Origin of the sequence: Trinickia terrae (assembly GCF_005144415.1) — a bacterium.
Classification (GTDB): domain Bacteria; phylum Pseudomonadota; class Gammaproteobacteria; order Burkholderiales; family Burkholderiaceae; genus Trinickia_A; species Trinickia_A terrae.
The window spans coordinates 77,608-97,498 of the sequence record NZ_SWJE01000013.1 but is presented as its reverse complement, the minus strand read 5'-3'; the positions used below and the strand labels follow the sequence as shown (position 1 = coordinate 97,498).

At 64.0% G+C, this 19,891-nt stretch carries 17 protein-coding genes and 3 tRNA genes; 17 read left to right on the top strand and 3 right to left on the bottom strand.

What is annotated here, in order from left to right; all coding sequences use genetic code 11:
* Window positions 1-3 precede the first annotated feature (3 nt).
* The 11 genes from FAZ69_RS22885 to nagZ all read left to right on the top strand — a co-directional run bounded on the left by FAZ69_RS22885 (window position 4) and on the right by nagZ (window position 11,302).
* Complete coding sequence (locus FAZ69_RS22885) at window positions 4-1,047, top strand: MucB/RseB C-terminal domain-containing protein (RefSeq protein ID WP_136897379.1); 1,044 nt, start codon at window positions 4-6, stop codon at window positions 1,045-1,047.
* Window positions 1,048-1,067: 20 nt separating this feature from the next.
* Window positions 1,068-2,588, top strand: a complete 1,521-nt coding sequence (locus FAZ69_RS22880; protein ID WP_136897378.1) for a DegQ family serine endoprotease — start codon at window positions 1,068-1,070, stop codon at window positions 2,586-2,588.
* Window positions 2,588-2,854, top strand: coding sequence for a glutaredoxin family protein (locus FAZ69_RS22875; RefSeq protein WP_136897377.1), 267 nt, complete (start codon window positions 2,588-2,590; stop codon window positions 2,852-2,854). Before FAZ69_RS22880 ends, FAZ69_RS22875 begins: the two co-directional genes overlap by 1 nt.
* Before the next feature lie 201 nt (window positions 2,855-3,055).
* Window positions 3,056-4,849 (top strand): translation elongation factor 4, encoded by a 1,794-nt coding sequence (gene lepA / locus FAZ69_RS22870; RefSeq protein WP_136897376.1) that lies wholly within the window; start codon window positions 3,056-3,058, stop codon window positions 4,847-4,849.
* Window positions 4,850-4,867: 18 nt separating this feature from the next.
* The gene (gene lepB / locus FAZ69_RS22865) at window positions 4,868-5,761 is read left to right on the top strand and encodes a signal peptidase I (protein WP_136897375.1); all 894 of its coding nucleotides are present in this window, start codon (window positions 4,868-4,870) and stop codon (window positions 5,759-5,761) included.
* Window positions 5,762-5,914: 153 nt separating this feature from the next.
* Window positions 5,915-7,171 carry a ribonuclease III gene (gene rnc / locus FAZ69_RS22860; RefSeq protein ID WP_136897374.1) on the top strand — a complete coding sequence of 419 codons (1,257 nt, stop codon included), beginning with the start codon at window positions 5,915-5,917 and terminating at the stop codon, window positions 7,169-7,171.
* Window positions 7,172-7,259: 88 nt separating this feature from the next.
* On the top strand, window positions 7,260-8,159 hold the full coding sequence (era, locus tag FAZ69_RS22855) for a GTPase Era (protein WP_136897373.1): 900 nt from the start codon (window positions 7,260-7,262) through the stop codon (window positions 8,157-8,159).
* Window positions 8,146-8,994, top strand: coding sequence for a DNA repair protein RecO (gene recO, locus FAZ69_RS22850; protein ID WP_136897372.1), 849 nt, complete (start codon window positions 8,146-8,148; stop codon window positions 8,992-8,994). The genes era and recO overlap by 14 nt, the downstream gene beginning before the upstream one ends.
* A complete protein-coding gene (gene pdxJ, locus FAZ69_RS22845; protein ID WP_136897371.1) occupies window positions 8,991-9,755 on the top strand; it encodes a pyridoxine 5'-phosphate synthase in 765 nt (254 codons plus the stop codon). The genes recO and pdxJ overlap by 4 nt, the downstream gene beginning before the upstream one ends.
* Before the next feature lie 9 nt (window positions 9,756-9,764).
* Window positions 9,765-10,172: a holo-ACP synthase gene (gene acpS / locus FAZ69_RS22840; protein ID WP_136897370.1), complete on the top strand. Its 408-nt coding sequence runs from the start codon at window positions 9,765-9,767 to the stop codon at window positions 10,170-10,172.
* Window positions 10,173-10,273: 101 nt separating this feature from the next.
* Window positions 10,274-11,302, top strand: coding sequence for a beta-N-acetylhexosaminidase (nagZ, locus tag FAZ69_RS22835; protein WP_136897369.1), 1,029 nt, complete (start codon window positions 10,274-10,276; stop codon window positions 11,300-11,302).
* A 69-nt stretch (window positions 11,303-11,371) separates the two neighbouring features.
* Here the strand turns inward: nagZ and FAZ69_RS22830 are convergent, their stop codons facing one another.
* The 3 genes from FAZ69_RS22830 to earP all read right to left on the bottom strand — a co-directional run bounded on the left by FAZ69_RS22830 (window position 11,372) and on the right by earP (window position 14,983).
* Window positions 11,372-12,757 carry a sigma-54-dependent transcriptional regulator gene (locus FAZ69_RS22830; RefSeq protein ID WP_136897368.1) on the bottom strand — a complete coding sequence of 462 codons (1,386 nt, stop codon included), beginning with the start codon at window positions 12,755-12,757 and terminating at the stop codon, window positions 11,372-11,374.
* 370 nt (window positions 12,758-13,127) lie between these two features.
* Window positions 13,128-13,685: an elongation factor P gene (gene efp / locus FAZ69_RS22825; RefSeq protein WP_136897367.1), complete on the bottom strand. Its 558-nt coding sequence runs from the start codon at window positions 13,683-13,685 to the stop codon at window positions 13,128-13,130.
* An 83-nt stretch (window positions 13,686-13,768) separates the two neighbouring features.
* Complete coding sequence (gene earP / locus FAZ69_RS22820) at window positions 13,769-14,983, bottom strand: elongation factor P maturation arginine rhamnosyltransferase EarP (protein ID WP_136897366.1); 1,215 nt, start codon at window positions 14,981-14,983, stop codon at window positions 13,769-13,771.
* Window positions 14,984-15,144: 161 nt separating this feature from the next.
* On the opposite strand from earP, the gene uvrC reads away from it, so the two are divergent.
* From uvrC to FAZ69_RS22790, 6 genes are all read left to right on the top strand, one after another.
* The gene (gene uvrC, locus FAZ69_RS22815) at window positions 15,145-17,310 is read left to right on the top strand and encodes an excinuclease ABC subunit UvrC (RefSeq protein WP_136897365.1); all 2,166 of its coding nucleotides are present in this window, start codon (window positions 15,145-15,147) and stop codon (window positions 17,308-17,310) included.
* A gap of 118 nt (window positions 17,311-17,428) precedes the next feature.
* Window positions 17,429-18,019 carry a CDP-diacylglycerol--glycerol-3-phosphate 3-phosphatidyltransferase gene (pgsA, locus tag FAZ69_RS22810; protein WP_136897460.1) on the top strand — a complete coding sequence of 197 codons (591 nt, stop codon included), beginning with the start codon at window positions 17,429-17,431 and terminating at the stop codon, window positions 18,017-18,019.
* Between the two features lie 113 nt (window positions 18,020-18,132).
* Window positions 18,133-18,208: transfer RNA gene (locus FAZ69_RS22805), tRNA-Gly, on the top strand.
* A 64-nt stretch (window positions 18,209-18,272) separates the two neighbouring features.
* Window positions 18,273-18,348, top strand: a tRNA-Gly gene (locus FAZ69_RS22800).
* 115 nt (window positions 18,349-18,463) lie between these two features.
* A tRNA-Cys gene (locus FAZ69_RS22795) sits at window positions 18,464-18,537 on the top strand.
* 160 nt (window positions 18,538-18,697) lie between these two features.
* Window positions 18,698-19,891 carry a site-specific integrase gene (locus tag FAZ69_RS22790; protein WP_136897364.1) on the top strand — a complete coding sequence of 398 codons (1,194 nt, stop codon included), beginning with the start codon at window positions 18,698-18,700 and terminating at the stop codon, window positions 19,889-19,891.

Below are 19,891 nucleotides of genomic sequence, written 5' to 3'. Positions count from 1 at the left end.
CTGATGCGGAACCTGCGGTTGAACAAAACCATTGCTTGGGGGCGGCTGCCGGTATTTCTGTTCTGTGCAGCCGCTTTGTTGTCCGTTACGCCGCGGGTTTTCGCGCAAGCCAGCGATTCGCTTGCCGCTCGCAAGGGCGCCGCGGAGTGGCTCGATCGAATCCACCAGGCCGCGCAGCAGCAGAACTACGAAGGCACCTTCGTTTATCAGCGCGGCCCGTTCGTGCAGTCGTCGCGCATCTCGCACTATGCGACGCACAACGACGGCGAATTCGAGCAGCTCGAAAGTCTCGACGGCCAGCCGCGCAAACTGCTTCGCCATAACGACGAGCTCTACACGTTCGTCCCGGAGCGGCGCCTGTGCGTCATTGAAAAGCGGCAGAACAAGGATTCCTTTCCCGCCTTGCTCAGTACGAGCGCCGATCAGGTCCTGACCGTCTACGATCCGAAGCTGCTCGGCCCTGACCGCGTGGCGGGCATCGACGCGACGGTCATGGAGCTCGATCCGAAGGATAGCTACCGCTTTGCCTACAAGTTCTGGGCCGACGCCAAGACGGGCCTGTTGCTGCGCGCCCAGACGCTCGATACAAGCGGGCAGGTACTCGAGCAGATCTCGTTTACGCAATTGCGCATCGGTGGCCCGGCGGAGAAGGCTTCGATCGCTGCCGGGATTCGCAACACCGCCGGCTGGACGCTCGTGCGGCCGCCGGTCGAGCCGGTCGACATGGAAGCGCAAGGCTGGCAGATGACGCCGAGCGTGCCTGGCTTCAAAAAGATCCGTGAATTGCGTCGGCCGATGGCCGCGCGCGATGCCGGCGACCCGCCGATCCCGGTCGATCAAGCCGTGTTTTCGGATGGCCTCTCGGCCGTCTCCGTCTTCATCGAACCCGCCGAAAAGAATTCGCGCAAGGAAGGGACGGGCAACAGCGGCGCGACGCATGTCCTCGTCAAGCGGTATGGCGGCTTCTGGATCACGCTGCTCGGCGAAGTTCCACAAACGACCTTGCAGCAGTTCGCGTCTGCCATAGAATACAAGGCTCCCAAGTAAATTCCCCGGTTTTCCTCCTTATGACGAATCTCTCGGTGCGCAAATTTTTCGCGGCCGCGTTGGTGGCAGTCTGCTTGCCGCTCGTGCCCCATTCGGCGTCGGCGATGCCGGCAGCCAATCTGCCCGATTTCACGGATCTCGTCGACAAGGTAGGGCCGGCCGTCGTCAACATCCGCACGACGACGCGTGTGACGAGCGACAATAGCGGCTCGCGCGCCTTGCCGCCGGGTATGGACGACGGCGATATGTCGGAGTTCTTCCGCCGCTTCTTCGGCATTCCGCTGCCGCAGCCGGGCACGCCCCGCGGCGGGAACGGCGGCGGCAGTGGAAACAACGACAACGGCGGCAGTTCGGATGCACCGGACAACGCCGACGCCGAGCAGAACAGCGGGGTCGGCTCCGGCTTCATTCTGTCATCGGATGGCTACGTGATGACGAACGCCCACGTGGTCGACGACGCCGACAACATCTACGTCACGCTGACCGACAAGCGCGAATTCAAGGCGAAGCTGATCGGCGTCGACGACCGGACGGACGTCGCGGTCGTCAAGATCACTGCCAGCAGCCTGCCGACCGTTACGATCGGCGACTCGAACAAGGTGCGCGTCGGCGAGTGGGTTGTCGCGATCGGCTCGCCGTTCGGGCTCGACAATACCGTGACGGCGGGCATCGTCAGCGCGAAGGGGCGCGACACCGGCGATTACCTGCCGTTCATCCAGACAGACGTCGCGGTGAATCCCGGCAACTCGGGCGGTCCGCTGATCAACATGCAGGGCGAGGTGATCGGCATCAACTCGCAGATATACAGCCGTACCGGCGGCTTCATGGGTATTTCCTTCGCGATTCCGATCGACGAGGCGATGCGCGTCGCCGACCAGCTGAAAGCGACCGGCAAGGTGACGCGGGGGCGGATCGCGGTGGCGATCGGCGAGGTGACCAAGGACGTCGCCGATTCGCTCGGCCTGCCGAAATCGCAGGGCGCGCTCGTCAGCAGCGTCGAGCCGGGCGGTCCGGCGGACAAGGCGGGCATTCAGCCGGGCGACATCATCCTCAAGTTCAACGGGCAGCCGGTCGATATGGCTACCGACTTGCCGCGGATGGTCGGCGATACGAAGCCGGGCACGAAGGCGACCGTCACGGTCTGGCGCAAGGGGCAGGTGCGTGACCTGCCTATTACGGTCGCCGAGATGCAGCCGGAAAAAGTCGCCAAGACCGACCAGCGCAAGACGCCGTCGCCGAAGCAGCGGGCGAACAACGTGCTTGGCATCGCAGTCGTCGATATTCCCGCAGATCAGCAAAAGACGCTGAAGCTGCGCAACGGCGGCGTGCAGGTCGACGTCGTCGATGGGCCTGCTGCGCGCGTCGGGCTGCAGCGGGGCGACATCATTCTGCGCGTCGGCGATACCGACATCTCGAGCGCCAAGCAATTCGACGACGTCACGGCTCACCTCGATCCACAGAAGATGGTCGCGGTGCTCGTGCGGCGTGGCGAAAACACGCAGTTCGTGCCGATCCGGCCGCGCGCTCCGGCGCAGAAGTAATGGCCGCGTCGCACGCACCACGGCTGACGTTGTATGGGCGCGCGTGGTGTCATCTGTGCGACGAGATGCGGGCCGAGCTCGAGCCGCTCCTGGCTGAGTTCGGCGCGCAGGTGACCGTGGTCGACGTCGATACTGACCCGGTGCTCGTGGCGCTCTACGACGAGTTGGTTCCGGTGCTGGTGTGCGATGGCGTCGAGCTGTGCCATTACCGGTTCGACGCGGCGCGGGTGCGCGCCGCTCTCGCAATCCGGGCGGCGCGGATTTGAACCGTTTTCCGTTGCGCGTGTGCGGATCAGCGTCGCGAGCGGCTTGCCGCTCGGCAGTCGAGGCGCCACGCGCTACGCTCGCCGCCTGCCAAAATCCGCCGTCAGGATGCCTTTTCGGCTAAAATAGACAAGTTTTTCATTTACTTACAAGGCGTGCTCCGCAGTCGTCCGAGCGCGCCTTTTTCGCTTGATCGGCACTGAATGGATCATATTCGTAACTTTTCGATCATTGCGCACATCGACCATGGCAAGTCGACGCTCGCCGATCGCATCATCCAGATTTGCGGCGGTCTCTCCGATCGCGAAATGGAATCGCAGGTGCTCGATTCGATGGACCTCGAACGCGAGCGCGGCATCACGATCAAGGCGCAGACTGCGGCGCTTTCCTATCGCGCGCGCGATGGGAAGGTCTACAACCTGAACCTGATCGACACGCCGGGGCACGTCGATTTCTCGTATGAAGTCAGCCGATCGCTGTCGGCATGCGAAGGCGCGCTGCTCGTCGTCGATGCGAGCCAGGGCGTCGAGGCGCAGACCGTCGCGAACTGCTACACGGCAATCGAGCTGGGCGTCGAAGTGGTGCCCGTGCTGAACAAGATCGACTTGCCCGCGGCCAATCCGGAAAACGCGATCGCCGAGATCGAGGACGTGATCGGCATCGATGCCGGCGACGCCACGCATTGCAGCGCGAAAACGGGGCAGGGCGTTGAGGACGTGCTCGAAGCGCTGATCGCCAGGGTGCCGCCGCCGAAGGGCGATCCCGACGCGCCGCTGCAGGCGCTCATCATCGATTCGTGGTTCGACAACTATGTCGGCGTCGTGATGCTCGTGCGCATTGTCAACGGCACGCTGCGCCCGAAGGACAAGATCAAGATGATGGCGACCGGCGCGCAATACCCGGTCGAGCATATCGGCGTGTTCACGCCGAAGTCGAAGAATCTAGAGGAGCTTGCGGCCGGGCAGGTGGGCTTCATCATCGCCGGCATCAAGGAGCTGACTGCGGCGAAGGTCGGCGATACGGTCACGCTCGCGAACAAGCCGGCGCCGGAGCCGCTGCCCGGTTTCAAGGAAGTGAAGCCGCAGGTGTTCGCGGGCCTCTATCCGGTCGAGGCGAACCAGTACGACGCGCTGCGCGAATCGCTCGAAAAGCTGAAGCTCAACGACGCTTCGCTGCAATACGAGCCGGAAGTCTCGCAGGCGCTGGGCTTCGGTTTCCGCTGCGGCTTCCTCGGCCTCCTGCACATGGAGATCGTGCAGGAGCGGCTCGAGCGCGAGTTCGACATGGACCTCATCACCACTGCGCCGACGGTGGTCTATGAGGTCGTGCAGCGCGACGGCTCGATCATCAAGGTCGAGAACCCGGCCAAGATGCCGGAGCCGTCGAAGATCGAGGAGGTCCGCGAGCCGATCGTCATCGTGAACCTGTACATGCCGCAGGATTACGTCGGCTCGGTCATCACGCTTTGTACGCAAAAGCGCGGCTCGCAGATCAACATGCAGTACCACGGCCGTCAGGTGCAGCTGACCTACGAAATCCCGATGGCGGAGATCGTGCTCGACTTCTTCGACCGCTTGAAGTCGGTGTCGCGCGGCTATGCGTCGATGGACTACGAGTTCAAGGAGTACCGCGCGTCGGACGTCGTCAAGGTCGACATGCTGATCAACGGCGACAAGGTCGATGCGTTGTCGGTGATCGTTCACCGTTCGCAGTCGCAGTATCGCGGCCGCGAAGTGGCAGCGAAGATGCGCGAGATCATCCCGCGCCAGATGTACGACGTGGCGATCCAGGCGACGATCGGCGCGCACATCATCGCGCGCGAGAACATCAAGGCGCTGCGCAAGAACGTGCTCGCGAAGTGCTACGGCGGCGACATCACGCGGAAGAAGAAGCTGCTGGAGAAACAAAAAGAAGGCAAGAAGCGAATGAAGCAGGTCGGGTCCGTGGAGATCCCGCAGGAGGCTTTCCTCGCAATCTTGCGCGTCGAAGACAAATAACGGGATCTCTCTAACAATATGAATTTTGCGCTGATTCTTTTTGTGCTCGTCATTTTGACGGGTATCGCGTGGGTAGCAGACAAACTCGTTTTTCAGCCACAACGGCGCCGTGCCGCGGATGCCGCAGTCGCGGAGTTCGACCGGCAGCAGCAGCGCGTCGGCGAGCGCTTCGCCGACGAAAACGCGCCGCAGACGCGCGCCCGCATCCGTGACGAGAAGCTGCGCCAGCCCTGGTGGCTCGAGTACACGGCAAGCTTCTTCCCGGTGATCCTGGTGGTGTTCGTGGTGCGCTCGTTCATCGTCGAGCCGTTCAAGATTCCGTCGGGCTCGATGGTGCCGACGCTGCTCGTCGGTGACTTCATCCTCGTCAACAAGTTCGACTATGGCCTGCGCCTGCCGATCACCAATACAAAGGTCACACGGGGCCGTCCGCTCGAACGCGGCGACGTCGTCGTGTTCCGCTACCCGAAGGACGAGTCGGTCGACTACATCAAGCGCGTGATCGGCTTGCCCGGCGATGTGATCGCTTATCAGGACAAGAAGCTGACGATCAACGGCAAGCCCGTGCCGGAAACGTCGCTGCCTGATTACTTCGATGAAGAGCGCATCGGCTATGCGAAGCAGTTCGAAGAGGACCTCAACGGCCGCAAGAACGCTGTCCTGAACAATCCGGCCGTGCCGCCGTTCGTGGTCGGCGCCGACGATTACCCGTTTCGCGACAACTGCCAATACAACAGCGAAGGCGTGATCTGCAAGGTGCCGCCGGGCAGCTACTTCATGATGGGCGACAATCGCGACAACAGCGCGGACAGCCGCTATTGGGGCTTCGTGCCGGACCAAAACATCGTTGGCCGCGCGTTCTTCATCTGGATGAACTTCAGCAATCTGAAGCGCATCGGCTCGTTCAACTGATCGCCGGTCCAGATATCCAGCGTGTCGCGTCGATCGAATGCGGCGCGCTTGCCACGCTACTTTAAGAAAGTGCGGTAACGCTGTTTCGCCGCGCTTTTTTCGTGTCCGGTCTCACCAGTTCGACGGGTCTGGCGCCCGCGTTATACTTTGCACATGCCCCTCTCTCCGCTGGAAAGCCGGTTGCGCTACGAATTTCGCAATGCGGAATTGTTGCGCCAGGCTTTGACCCACCGCAGTCACAGTGCCACGCACAACGAACGGCTCGAATTTCTCGGCGATTCCGTTCTCAATTGCGCGGTGGCCGCCCTATTGTTCCAGCGGTTCGGCAAGCTGGACGAGGGCGATTTGTCCCGAGTGCGGGCCAATCTGGTCAAGCAGCAGTCGCTGTACGAAATCGCTCAGGCCCTGAATATCTCCGAAGGGCTGCGCCTCGGCGAGGGCGAGTTGCGCAGCGGCGGCTTCCGGCGCCCGTCCATCCTGGCCGACACGCTCGAGGCGATCCTCGGCGCGATCTTCCTGGATGGCGGCTTCGAGGCTGCGCAGACGGTCATCAAGCGGCTTTATGTGCCGATTCTCGACCATATCGATCCGCGCACGCTCGGCAAGGACTCCAAGACGCTCCTCCAGGAATACCTGCAAGGCCACAAGATTGCCTTGCCGACCTATACGGTCATCGCCACGCATGGTGCGGCGCACAATCAGCAATTCGAAGTCGAATGCACGGTGCCGAAGCTGGACATCAAGGTGTCCGGCTCGGGAGCGAGCCGCCGGGCGGCCGAGCAGGCCGCGGCGAAAAAGGCGCTCGACGAGGTGATGGCCGTCGCGCCGGCGCTGGCCGCCAAGCCGAAGCGTTCGAAAGGCGCACGCACCGCCAAGCATGTCGAGCCGGAAATCGTGCCGGGCGTGACCGGCGTGCAGGCAGCGCTCGATTTGCGCTCGCCAGAGCCGAAGCGGGAGCGGGACCGGGCGGCTCGCTCGGAGCTGAAGCCGGCGCATCCCGAGGCGGTGGCCGAGCGTGCCGTGACAGGGCCGGTCGCCGTGATTCGCGCGTCGCATGTCGAGCACAGCCAAGATCGCGCGGAGCGCGCCGAGAAGACGGAGAAGGGCGAGCGAAACGACAAGGCGGATCGTCTCGACAAGCCGTCGCCGGACAAGGCCGCCGCGAAGGCGGCTGAGAAGCCGGTCGCGCTCGACAAGGCCGGCGAGAAGCCTGGCGAAGCCGCTGCCGCAAAGACACCTGACGAAGGCGCGATCGCAAAGGCTCAAGCCAACGGAATCGAGAAAGACGCCGAACCCGCAGAACCCTTTGGGCACGCGTCCGAAATACCCGTGCCGCCTCGCGACACGCCCGCCGACAACGCCGTGGCAGCCGCGATCGAGCCCGGCGCCGCCGGCCCCGGTCATCCATGAACTGAACGCGTCCGCGGAATCCGCGCCTGCTCCCGGCGATCCGCTGTACGTCTCGCTCTGCATTTCATCTGATATGCCGCAGCCCACTATGAACAATTCCTCCTCCACCGGTTTTCGCTGCGGCACAGTTGCGATCATCGGCCGACCGAACGTCGGGAAATCGACGCTGATGAACGCGCTGGTTGGCCAAAAGGTCAGCATCACCTCGCGCAAGGCGCAGACGACGCGCCATCGCATCACCGGCATCCACACCTTCGACGACGCGCAATACATCTTCGTCGATACGCCGGGCTTCCAGACGCGCCACAGCGGCGCGCTGAACCGCTCGCTCAATCGCGCCGTGACGTCGACGCTGACCGCGGTCGACGCGATCCTCTTCGTCATCGAGGCGGGGCGCTTCGGTCCCGACGACCAGAAGGTGCTCGACCTGATCCCGCCGTCGGCGCCGACGCTCTTGGTCGCCAACAAGCTCGATCGCGTGTCGGACAAGGACACGCTCTTTCCCTTCATGCAGCAGATGAGTGCGCTGCGCGAGTTCAAGGAGATCGTGCCGCTGTCGGCGAAGAACCCCGACGACATCAAGCGGCTCCTCTCGACGGTCAAGCCGTATCTGCCGGAAGGCGAGCCGATCTACGGCGAGGACGACCTGACGGACCGCAGCGAGCGCTTCCTTGCGGCGGAGATCCTGCGCGAGAAGGTGTTCCGCTGGACCGGCGACGAGCTGCCGTACACAAGCACGGTGCTGATCGACAAGTTCGAGCAGGAGGGGCGTCTGCGGCGCGTGTTCGCGACGATTCTCGTCGAGCGCGACACGCACAAGGCGATGATCATCGGCCAGAAGGGCGCGAAGCTGAAGCAGATCAGCACCGAAGCGCGCCTTGACATGGAAAAGCTGTTCGACGGCCCGGTGTACCTGGAAACCTTCATCAAGGTGAAGAGCGGTTGGGCCGACAACGAAGCCGGACTGCGTGCCTATGGGTACGAATGACGCGTGGGTGACGCAACACGCCGACGACACGGCCGACGCTGACGCCATCTCGCCGTCCGAGCCGCGCAAGGCGGCAAGCCCGAAACCGAAGCGCGCAGCGCGCAGCTCGGAGTTCCGTATCTCCGAGCAGCCGGCATTCGTGCTGCACAGCTATCCCTATCGCGAGACGAGCCTCATCATCGACGTCCTGTCGCGCGACCACGGCCGGCTTGCGCTCGTCGCAAAAGGCGCGAAGCGCCCGCATTCCGCGCTGCGCGGCGTGCTCCAGACGTTCCAGCCGCTCGCGATGTCGTGGTCCGGCAAGTCGGAGATGCGCACGCTGACGGGCGCCGAGTGGGTCGGCGGAATGCTGCCGCTCGCGGGCGATGCGCTCCTCTGTGGTTTCTACGTCAACGAGTTGCTCGTCAAATTCTGCGCGCGCGAAGATCCGCATCCTCAACTGTTCCATCATTATGTCGTCACGCTGACGCGGCTCGCGCACGACGAGCCGCCCGTGCAGGTGCTGCGCTCGTTCGAGCGCGTGCTGCTGCGCGAGACCGGCTATGCGATGTCGCTCGATCGCACGGTCGCGCGCAAGGCCGTTGCGCCCGACGGCAAGTACGTGTTCGATCCGGAGCGCGGCGTGCGCGACGCATCCGGCGAGCTCGCGCTGCAATGGCCCTCGCATTGGCCGGTGGTCTCGGGCCAGACGTTGCTCGACATGGAGCAGGACGATTACCATCGTGCGCAGACCGTCTCGCAAAGCAAGACGCTGATGCGCTTTTTGCTCAACACCTATCTTGGCGGCGCGCCGCTCGCGACACGCCAGATCCTGATCGACCTGCAGAACCTATGAGCTTCTTTCTTACCTCGCCGAACGTCATCGACCTCGGCGTGAACATCGACCACGTCGCCACGCTGCGCAATGCGCGCGGCACGTCATATCCCGATCCGATCCGCGCGGCGCTGATGGCCGAAGAAGCGGGCGCCGACGCGATCACGCTGCATCTGCGCGAGGACCGCCGGCATATCGTGGATGCCGACGTCCGATCGTTGCGCACGCAACTGAAGACGCGCATGAACCTCGAATGCGCGATCACGCAGGAGATGCTCGATATCGCCTGCGAGGTGCGTCCGCACGATGTCTGTCTCGTGCCCGAGAAGCGCCAGGAGCTGACGACCGAAGGCGGTCTCGACGTCGCCGGGCATTTCGAATCGGTGCGCGCGGCCTGCCGCCAGCTCGCCGACGCGGGCTCGCGCGTGTCGCTCTTCATCGACCCCGACGAAGCGCAGATCCGCGCCGCGCACGAGGCGGGCGCGCCGGTCATCGAGCTGCACACCGGCCGCTATGCCGAGGCTCACGATCAAGCGGAGCAGCAGCGTGAATACGAGCGCATCGTGCGCGGTGTCGAATTCGGTGTGTCGCTCGGGCTCAAGGTCAACGCGGGGCACGGCCTGCACTACACCAACGTGCAGCAGATCGCCGCTATCGAAGGCATCGTCGAGCTGAACATCGGCCACGCGATCGTTGCGCACGCCATCTTTGCCGGCTGGGACAATGCCGTGCGCGAGATGAAGGCGATCATGGTCGCGGCGCGTCTCGCCGCCATGCACTGAGCGGCGAGCATGGCGATCTACGGCATCGGCACCGATATTGTTCAAGTGAGCCGCGTGGCGGCGGTGATGGAGCGCACGCAGGGACGCTTTGCCGAGAAGGTGCTCGGCCCCGACGAGCTGCGCGTCTACCAGGCGCGCGCCGCGCGCTCGCAAGTGCGCGGCCTCGCGTTTCTCGCGACGCGCTTTTCCGCGAAGGAAGCGTTTTCGAAAGCGATCGGCCTCGGCATGCGCTGGCCGATGACCTGGCGCGCGCTGCAGACGCTCAACGAGCCGAGCGGCAAGCCGGTTGTCGTGGCATCGGGCGAACTCGCGGACTGGCTCGCCGAGCGCAAGATCACCGCGCGCGTGACGGTCAGCGACGAGCGCGACTACGCGGTTTCCTTCGTGATCGCCGAAACGGCCGATTCCGCCGGATGATGGCGAAATCGCCTGCCTTGGCCTTCCCGATCATTGTCTTGGGCCGGCCGCGGTAGTATTGCCGCGGCTCGAGCCGTCTCTCTTGTTCCTACCTCGATCCCATGAAAAACACCCTCGGACCGGTGATGCTCGACGTGCTCGGCACGACCCTCACCGCAGACGACATGCGCCGCCTCGCGCATCCGATGACGGGCGGCGTGATCCTGTTCTCACGCCACTATGAGAACCGCGCGCAGCTCGTCGCGCTGACCGACGCCATCCGCGACGTGCGCGAGGACATCCTGATCGCCGTCGATCACGAAGGCGGCCGCGTGCAGCGCTTCCGCACGGGCGGCTTTACGGTGCTGCCGGCGATGGGCAGGCTCGGCGAGCTGTGGGACAAGGACGTGCTCTACGCGACCAAGGTGGCGACGGCGGCGGGGTACATCCTCGCGTCGGAGCTGCGCGCGTGCGGCATCGACATGAGTTTCACGCCGGTGCTCGATTTGAACCACGGCCACTCGAAGGTGATCGGCGACCGTGCCTTCCATCGCGATCCGCGCGTGGTCACGATGCTGGCGAAGAACCTGAATCACGGGCTCGCGCTCGCGGGGATGGCCAATTGCGGCAAGCATTTCCCGGGACACGGCTTTGCGGCGGCGGATTCGCACGTTGCGCTGCCCACCGACGACCGTCCGCTCGAGGAGATCCTGCGCGACGACGTGGCGCCGTACGACTGGCTCGGGATGGCGCTTACGTCGGTGATCCCGGCGCACGTGATCTACACGCAGGTCGACGCCAAGCCCGCCGGCTTTTCACGCGTGTGGCTGCAGGAGATCCTGCGCGGCAAGCTGCGCTTCACGGGCGCGATCTTCAGCGACGATCTGTCGATGGAGGCCGCGCGCGAAGGCGGGACGCTGACCGAAGCGGCTACCGCCGCGCTCGCGGCCGGCTGCGACATGGTGCTCGTCTGCAATCAGCCGAATGCGGCGGAGCAGGTGCTGGGCGAGCTGCGCTATGCGCAGTCGAAGGAGTCGCAGCGGCGCCTCAAGCGGATGCGGCCGCGCGGCAAGGCGCTCAGCTGGGACAAGCTCGTCGCGCAGCCAGAGTACCTGCAGGCGCAGGCGCTGCTGCGCAACGCGTTTGCGTGAGGGGAGCGGGGAACGGGCAAGCCGCGGGCCTGCGGTCGGCGTGACCAGGCAGGCCTCGCGGCTGGAACATCAGGAAAGCTTCATCCGCTGCAGCTTGTTGTAGAGCGTCTTCGGACTGATTCCGAGCAGCGTGGCGGCGCGATGCCGCGTGCCGCCCACGGCGTCGAGCGTCGCGCGGATCAGCAAATCCTCCACGTCGGCGAGCGGCGTGCCCACCGCTACCTGCACACTGCCGCCGTTCAGCCGGCGGCCGCCTGCCGTGCCCGCTTCGTCGGCGCGCAGCGTCTCGATCACTTCGCCCGATGCGTTATACGCGCGCCGCACGCGCTCGTGCAGCTCGCGGACGTTGCCTGGCCAGTCGTATGAGAGGCATTCGCGGATCAGGTTCGGCCCGATGCGCTTGTTCACTGTCGCAAAGCCGCTTGCGTTGACTTCGCGATTGAGGTCGTCGACGAGGCTTTCGGCGAACAGCACCGCATCCTCGCCGCGCTCGCGCAGCGGCGGCAGCATGATCGACGCCGCGTCGAGCCGCAGCCACAGGTCCTCGCGCAGCGTGCCGTCGGCCACCGCTTCGCGCACCGGCTTGCGCGTGGCCGCGATGAGCCGGAAATCCGTGACCACCTGATTCGTACCGCCGACGCGCATGAACGTCTGCGAGTCGAGCGCGCGCAATAGCGACTCCTGCTGCGCAAGCGGCAACTCGGTGATTTCGTCGAGGAAGAGCGTGCCGCTGCCCGCCTGCTCGAAGAGGCCCGGCTCGCGGCGCTCGGCGCCGGCGAACGCGCTGTGCTCGTGGCCGAAGAGGACGCCGTCGGCCGCGTGGCTCGCGCTTGCCTCGTGGGCAAACAGGCGGCAATCGAACGAGACGAACGGGCCCTTGCGGCGGCGGCTCATCTCGTGCAGCGTGCGCGCCGCGACCTCCTTGCCCGCGCCCGCTTCGCCGCAGACCAGCACGGCCGTTTCCGTCGGCGCGATCTGCTCGATGCGGTCGTAGATGTGCTGGATTGCGTCGCTGCGGCCGATCATCGGACCGAAGTGGCCCAGCCGGCGCAGCGCCGCGCGTAGCGTCTGCACTTCCTCGGTTAGCTCGTAGGGCCGGGGAATGCGCGCGAGCAGGCTGCGCAGGCGCGGAATGTTGACCGGCTTGAGCAAATAGTCCCAGATCCCGTGGCGCAGGCCCTCGATCGCGCTCTCCACCGTTGCGTTGCCGGTCATGACGATGACGGGCAGGGTGCCGTCGGGCGGCTGCGAAGGCAGGTTATGCAGCAAGTCCAGGCCGCCGCCGTCCGGCAGATTCAGGTCGACGAGCACGACATCGGGAATGAAGCGCGTCAGTGCAGCCCTGGCTTCGGCGAGCGACGTCGCGGTATCGACGGAAAAGCCGTCGGCGGCGACGATCGCGGAGAGGCCTGACAGGCTATTGGGATCGTCTTCGACAATCAGGGCGTGTGGCATGGCTGGCGCAATCAATCAAATGGTCGAAAACCCGCTGACGGCCAGTCGGCCGATGCGTCTCGCGGGAGTCATATTCAGCCGTGCGGCGCGTGCAAACGCGGTCGGCCATCCTATTTTGAGATTAGTGAGACGGCAAAATTCAGGTCAGCATATAGCGTGCCATAGGGAAATAACTATATAAAACAATGATTTGTTTCCGAATGTTGCGTCGACGGCACGATCGGAAAGGAAATTTTGAGAGGGTGGCCCGGTAAAGTTTTCTTAGAACATACACGACTCGCACCAAAAAGAAAAAGCGCCCCGAGGGGCGCTTTCCGTATCAGGTGCCGCGATCCGCGGCCTGACTGCCTGCCGTGGGCCCGTGCGGAGCTTAGGCGCGGCTGCGGTATTCGTGCGTGCGCGTGTCGATTTCGATCTTGTCGCCGATGTTGCAGAAAAGCGGCACTTGCAGTTCGAAGCCGGTGTTGATCTTGGCGTTCTTGAGCACCTTGCCCGACGACGTGTCGCCCTTCACTGCCGGTTCCGTGTAGATGATTTCGCGCACGAGGGTAGTGGGCAGCTCGACCGAGATCGCCTTCTCGTTGTAGAACACGACTTCGCACGCCATGCCGTCTTCGAGGTAGTGCAGGGCGTCGCCCATCATCTCGCCTTCGACTTCGTACTGGTTGTAGTCGGCGTCCATGAACACGTACATTGGGTCGGCGAAGTACGAGTAGCTCACTTCCTTGCGGTCGAGCACGACCACGTCGAACTTGTCGTCGGCCTTGTACACCGTTTCCATGCCTGCGCCCGTCAGCAGGTTCTTGAACTTCATCTTGACGACGGCGGCGTTGCGGCCCGATTTGTTGTATTCGGCCTTCTGCACGACCATCGCGTCGTTGCCGATCATCACGACGTTACCGGTGCGGAGTTCCTGTGCGATCTTCATAAAACTTGTCCTGTGCGAATTGAAATAGCAATGTTGCTCAACGGCATCGATGCGCAGCAGGGCGTGAGCCGTTGGATAACCGCTTATTTTAACTGAGTTTTTGAGAATTTCGCCAGATTTCCGGCGAGGTCGCCGACCAGGATCAATTCCTCTGCCCAAGCAGCTGCGCGTGCCTGGAAGGCGGCACGATGCCGCCAATAATCGGACCAATCCGGTTGCCTGCCGCCGTTCCAGGCGTGCCAGAAGCGTTCCATTGCGGCGCGCTCGGCAGCGGGGAGCTTGACGGCGTAGTGGGCCAGGGCGGCGTCGAGCTTTTGCAGATGGACGTTGTCGGCCTGCGGGTAGATCTGCCAGACGAACGGCCGCTGTGCCCATTGCGCGCGCACGAACGAGTCCTCTCCGCGCACGAAGTTGACGTGGCTCGCCCACAGGAGGGCGTCGTAGGCCGGCTGCTCGGTAAAGGCGAGCGCGTGGGCGCGAAGGCTGCCGCGTTCGGCTCGAGCGCCGGCTGCAAACGACGGCAAGCCGAAGAAGCGCGCGACAGCGCGCGAGATCCGGCCTTCGGGGACGAGCAGAATCGTCTGCTCCGCCTGGTCCCGCCACTGCTCGAGCAAGGCGTCGACGGCCGGATTTTCATAGGCGAACAGCGAGACGACGGTCGCCCCCGAATCCGGCGGAGGTCCGCCCGTCGCATGGCGCCACCAGGCGTCACGCGCTTGCGGCGACGCTTCGAACGCGTGCCGCGCCGCATCGAGCCCCCGTTCCTTCAGCACGCCGCCCGTGCCTTTGCCCAAGCCGGGAAAGAAGAAGGTCTTGAGCAGCGGATAGCGCGGGTGCGGCGAGGGGCGCAAGTGGAAATCCGCGACCCAGTCCTCGCCGCTGAGGTACTCGAGGTTGATCCAGACCGGCGCCCGCTCGCGCCGCGCCATTGCGGCGATATAGGCGGGCGGCAGCTCGCAGGCGAACGCCTCGATGACGATGTCCGCGACTTCAAGCGTATCGCCCGCGTGCGCCGGTTCGCGCCAGTGCTCGATCGCGATGCCTTCCACGGTCTGTCGCGCGAGGTTCACGTCGATCGCGCGGCACAGGCGCTGGAACGAGTGCAAGTCGTCGACTATCAGGCGCACCTGCCAGCCGTGCTCGGCCGCGAGCTGCCGTGCGAGACGCCAGCACACGCCGATATCGCCGAAATTGTCGACGACCGCGCAGAAGAGGTCGCAGGCGATGCGGTCTTCGGCAGCGGCCGCGGCGCGCGCGGAGTCAGGCCGGGGATGGGATGAGCGGGAATGAGTGGGCATGGCGGAGGCGGCCGAGCGAGGGCGGCTCGGCCGCATGCGGAATGTTCTAAACTGGCGATTTTAAAGCACATGCTCGGCGAATCCGCGTGCCGGAGGGCTTTCGAGGCCCGGCCCTCTTGCTCTCGCGCGACGCACCGTCCGAATTCTGCCCGACCCTTTGCATGACCGATAACGACGCTCTCGAACCCGTCTTCGAACCGAAAAAAATCCTCGCGCAGCTGCCGCACCTGCCCGGCGTCTATCGCTACTACGATGCGCACGGGGCCGTGCTGTACGTCGGCAAGGCGCGCGATTTGAAGAAGCGCGTGTCGAGCTATTTCACGAAGACGCAGTTGTCGCCGCGCATCGCGATGATGGTGACGCGCATCGCGCGCATCGAGACGACGGTGACGCGCTCGGAAGCCGAGGCGCTGCTGCTCGAGAACAACCTGATCAAGGCGCTCACGCCGCGCTACAACATCCTGTTTCGCGACGACAAGTCGTATCCGTACCTGAAGCTGACGGCGCATGCGTTCCCGCGCATGGCGTACTACCGCGGCGCCGTCGACAAGAAGAACCAGTACTTCGGACCGTTCCCGAGTGCCTGGGCCGTGCGCGAGAGCATTCAGATCCTGCAGCGCGTGTTTCAGCTGCGCACCTGCGAAGACTCGGTGTTCAACAACCGCACGCGGCCGTGCCTGCTGCATCAGATCGGGCGCTGCACGGCGCCGTGCGTCGGCGCGATCGGCGAGGAGGACTATGCGCGCGACGTGTCGAACGCGTCGCGTTTCCTGCTGGGCCGGCAGACCGAAGTGATGAAGGAGCTCGAAGAGAAGATGCACGCGTTCGCCGCCGAGCTGAAGTTCGAGCAGGCGGCCGCGGTGCGCAATCAGATGAGCTCGCTGTCGACGGTGCTGCATCAGCAGGCGATCGAAGTGGGCGGCGACAGCGATGCCGACATCCTTGCGGTGGTCGCGCTCGGTGGGCGCGTCTGCGTGAATCTCGCCATGGTGCGCGGCGGCCGGCATCTCGGCGACAAGGCGTATTTCCCGGCGCATGTCGAAAGCGGGCTGACGATCGACGAAGGCGGGGAGGGCGAAGCGGGCAGCGCGGAGGCCGCCGAAGGCGTGGCCGGGCGCGACTCGTCGAATGTCGTTGATACTCGCGGCGTTGCAACCGGTTCGGATTCGGGCGACGCGAGCGGCGAGCCCGACCCGCTCGCCGTCGCGCAAGAGATGCCGTCCGAGGCCGAAGCCGACGATGACGGCGCGACCGAATCCGCCGCGCGTTCACGCAAGGTCGGCATCGAAAGCGAAGTGCTCGATGCGTTCATCGCGCAGCACTATCTCGGCAACCGCGTGCCGCCGGTGCTGGTCGTGAGCCACGCGCCGGCGAATCGCGAGCTGGTCGAGCTGCTGACGGAGCAGGCGGGGCACAAGGTCACCGTTCTGCGTCAGCCGCAGGGGCAGAAGCGCGTGTGGCTCGGCATGGCCGAGCAGAACGCGCGGCTCGCGCTCGCGCGCCTGCTCTCCGAGCAGGGTTCGCAGCAGTCCCGCACGCGTGTTCTCGCCGATACGCTCAGTCTCGAATTCGAAGATCTCACGCACTTGCGCATCGAGTGCTTCGACATCAGTCACACGATGGGCGAGGCCACGCAGGCGTCATGCGTCGTCTATCACCATCACAAGATGCAGTCGGGCGAATACCGCCGCTACAACATCACGGACATCACGCCCGGCGACGACTATGCGGCGATGCGCCAGGTCCTCACGCGGCGCTACGAGAAGATGGTCGAGCAGGCCGCGCAGAATGCGGCCGATGAGGCGGCGTCGATGCAAGCCGATGCCGCCGCCGATCCGAACGCGGCTGCGGATGCTGCCGAGCCCGTCGCGGCTGGCGGCTTGCTGCCGAACATCGTGCTGATCGACGGCGGCAAAGGCCAGGTCGAGATCGCGCGCCAGGTCTTCACGGAGCTCGGTCTCGATTGCGGGATGCTGGTGGGCGTCGCGAAGGGCGAGGGCCGCAAGGTCGGCCTGGAGACGCTGATCTTCGCGGACGGCCGCGCGCCGCTCGAGCTCGGCAAGGAGAGCGCCGCGCTGATGCTCGTCGCGCAGATCCGCGACGAAGCGCACCGCTTCGCGATCACGGGGATGCGGGCCAAGCGCGCGAAGACGCGGCAGACGTCGCGTCTCGAAGAGCTGGAGGGCGTCGGCGCGAAGCGGCGTCAACGGCTGCTCGCGCGCTTCGGCGGATTGCGAGGCGTGGTGGCGGCGAGCGTCGACGACCTCGCGAGCGTCGAAGGCATCTCGCGCGCGCTGGCCGAGCAGATTTACCGGCAGCTCCATTGAACCCGTCGGCCGTGCCGTACCGCCCTGTATGGCGCCGCGAGTCGCTTCGCTTGTGGCGCCTCTGGCGACACGGCACAATGGCATCTCCTTGTCCCCCAATAATTCGCAGCGCCTGCCCATGCCGTTCAACATCCCGATTTTCCTGACGTGGCTGCGGATCGTGCTGATTCCGCTCATCGTCGGCGTGTTTTATCTGCCGGACATCATGATGAGCCCCATGCACCGCAATATCGCGGCGACGACGATCTTCGTGCTCGCGGCATTGACCGACTGGTTCGATGGCTTTCTCGCGCGCAAATGGAATCAGACGTCGGCATTCGGCGCGTTCCTCGACCCGGTCGCCGACAAGCTGATGGTGACGGCGGCGCTGCTCGTGCTCGTGCAGCTTGCGCGGATCGATTCGGCGATCGCGCTCGTGATTGTCGGCCGCGAGATCGCGATCTCGGCGCTGCGCGAATGGATGGCGCAGATCGGCGCATCGAAGAGCGTTGCCGTGAATCAGCTCGGCAAGTTCAAGACGGCCTGCCAGATGGTGGCGATCCCGATGCTGCTCTACTACGGGCCGCTGCCGCTAGGCGGGGTCGTGATGGATACACGCGTGTGGGGCTTGTGGCTCATCTATCTTGCCGCAGTGCTGACGATCTGGTCGATGCTCTACTACATGAAACTCGCATGGCCGCAGATTCGTGAGCGCGGCGGCATCGTGTGATGACGTCATGCGCCGCGCGCAAATTTGTTCGGCAGAAGGGGTTGACACGATTCTGCTGCTTATACATAATCTCGTTTCTCCGATGCACGCAGGTGCTCGGTGAGCAGCAAAACGCGGGAGTAGCTCAGTTGGTAGAGCGCAACCTTGCCAAGGTTGAGGTCGCGAGTTCGAGACTCGTCTCCCGCTCCAAGTTTCAAGCGGCGTTTTGTTGAAGCGTTGTCGGTAAGGCAATGCGCTGCACATGCAGGACCATGCGGGAGTAGCTCAGTTGGTAGAGCGCAACCTTGCCAAGGTTGAGGTCGCGAGTTCGAGACTCGTCTCCCGCTCCAGACATACGGGGAAGCAACGCTTCCCTTTTTGTTTGGTCGGCCAGCCGGCCAAACAAATCAATCTGCGAATCGTTGCGACGTCTGACGGACGGCGACGGTTAGGCAGTCCGCTTGTGGCGCGATAGCAAAGCGGTTATGCAGCGGCCTGCAAAGCCGTGTAGGCCGGTTCGACTCCGGCTCGCGCCTCCAGATAAAGCCCTGATTCGTCAGGGCTTTTCTTTTTCTCAATTCCCTTTCATCCTTGTAAGACTGTCGTCTAAAGTGGTAAAAAGTCGCCTCTAACCGACTAAAAAACACCGCCAACCACCCCTACACCGGCTAATTGGCAATCGAGGCGAGTTGACTGCGTATGGCGAACAAACGACTGCGGCCGTCAGGCACGTGGGAATACACAATCAAGCGAGCAAAGCTTTTACCAAAGCCACTTTCGCTAACGTTCCAAACCGAAGAAGAGGGCGATGCGTACGTCGCACGTCTTGAGCAACTGCTGGACGCCGGCATTGTGCCGCAGGATGTCGTAGAGCAGCGCGATGGGATCGCGACCACGTCGGACGCAATTCGCGCTTATTTGCGACGAGTGTCTGTGCCTGATTCCGATGTGCAAGTCCTAAACGCGTTGCTTGGCCGGTTAAAAGAGAAGGCACTCACGGCGATCGATTACGCATGGGCCGAGCGATGGGTAGCGGGTATGAAGCGCCAGGACCACCTATCGCCGTCGACGATTCGCCACTATGTCGGAGCGCTCGCGCGTTGCTTCGACTGGGTCGTCAGGTCGGGCACTCCGATGCTCGCTGTCAATCCGCTGCGGTTGTTGCCGAAGCGGTATGCAACCTACACGGGCGAGGATCGCATCGCGGTCGAGGCGCAAGACGTCGAGGCGCGAGAAGATGTCCACCGTGACCGGCGGCCGGATGTGGCCGAAGAGGCGGAGATCCGTCGCATTATGGCAGGAGGGAAGCCTACGGGACGTGAGCGAGCCTTCGAACTGCCGTACCGGCCGGCGCTGGTGTTTCTCTTTGAACTGGCGATAGAGTCCGCGATGCGGATGCGGGAAATGTACACCCTCGATGTCGACCAGTTCGACGTCGGTCGCCGGACGGCAGGGCTTGAGCGAACGAAGAACGGTAGCAAGCGCTCGGTGCCGTTGACGAGTGTGGCGGTCGCTGCGTATGAGCGTTATGTCGATGCCGTAACCGGTCTAGACCCGGAGATGCACGGGTTTTCGTTCGATTGTGGCCGGTTGTTCCCGTGGGTCGACGATATGGAAGCTTCGATGCGGGCCGAAAACATGCCACTTCTCAGGCAGAAGGTGCTTGCGCGCGTCACGTCGAGGTTGTCGGGGCAGTTCGGTCGGATATTCTCGGCAGCTGGCTGCTCAGATCTAGTATTTCATGATCTGCGGCATGAAGCGACATCACGCTTCTTCGAGCGGACCACGTTGAGCGATATCCAGATCGCGAAGATCACGGGCCACACTGACCCGAAAGTGCTGATGCGCTACGCGAATCTTCGTGGAAGCGATTTGGCCGCAAGGCTTTGGTAG

Excerpts from the sequence above, each read along its gene's own strand:
- FAZ69_RS22885 (WP_136897379.1), top strand. The coding sequence starts at position 4 with ATGCGGAACCTGCGGTTGAACAAAACCATTGCTTGGGGGCGGCTGCCG.
- FAZ69_RS22880 (WP_136897378.1), top strand. The coding sequence starts at position 1,068 with ATGACGAATCTCTCGGTGCGCAAATTTTTCGCGGCCGCGTTGGTGGCA.
- FAZ69_RS22875 (WP_136897377.1), top strand. The coding sequence starts at position 2,588 with ATGGCCGCGTCGCACGCACCACGGCTGACGTTGTATGGGCGCGCGTGG.
- lepA (WP_136897376.1), top strand. The coding sequence starts at position 3,056 with ATGGATCATATTCGTAACTTTTCGATCATTGCGCACATCGACCATGGC.
- lepB (WP_136897375.1), top strand. The coding sequence starts at position 4,868 with ATGAATTTTGCGCTGATTCTTTTTGTGCTCGTCATTTTGACGGGTATC.
- rnc (WP_136897374.1), top strand. The coding sequence starts at position 5,915 with ATGCCCCTCTCTCCGCTGGAAAGCCGGTTGCGCTACGAATTTCGCAAT.
- era (WP_136897373.1), top strand. The coding sequence starts at position 7,260 with ATGAACAATTCCTCCTCCACCGGTTTTCGCTGCGGCACAGTTGCGATC.
- recO (WP_136897372.1), top strand. The coding sequence starts at position 8,146 with ATGGGTACGAATGACGCGTGGGTGACGCAACACGCCGACGACACGGCC.
- pdxJ (WP_136897371.1), top strand. The coding sequence starts at position 8,991 with ATGAGCTTCTTTCTTACCTCGCCGAACGTCATCGACCTCGGCGTGAAC.
- acpS (WP_136897370.1), top strand. The coding sequence starts at position 9,765 with ATGGCGATCTACGGCATCGGCACCGATATTGTTCAAGTGAGCCGCGTG.
- nagZ (WP_136897369.1), top strand. The coding sequence starts at position 10,274 with ATGAAAAACACCCTCGGACCGGTGATGCTCGACGTGCTCGGCACGACC.
- FAZ69_RS22830 (WP_136897368.1), bottom strand. The coding sequence starts at position 12,757 with ATGCCACACGCCCTGATTGTCGAAGACGATCCCAATAGCCTGTCAGGC.
- efp (WP_136897367.1), bottom strand. The coding sequence starts at position 13,685 with ATGAAGATCGCACAGGAACTCCGCACCGGTAACGTCGTGATGATCGGC.
- earP (WP_136897366.1), bottom strand. The coding sequence starts at position 14,983 with ATGCCCACTCATTCCCGCTCATCCCATCCCCGGCCTGACTCCGCGCGC.
- uvrC (WP_136897365.1), top strand. The coding sequence starts at position 15,145 with ATGACCGATAACGACGCTCTCGAACCCGTCTTCGAACCGAAAAAAATC.
- pgsA (WP_136897460.1), top strand. The coding sequence starts at position 17,429 with ATGCCGTTCAACATCCCGATTTTCCTGACGTGGCTGCGGATCGTGCTG.
- FAZ69_RS22790 (WP_136897364.1), top strand. The coding sequence starts at position 18,698 with ATGGCGAACAAACGACTGCGGCCGTCAGGCACGTGGGAATACACAATC.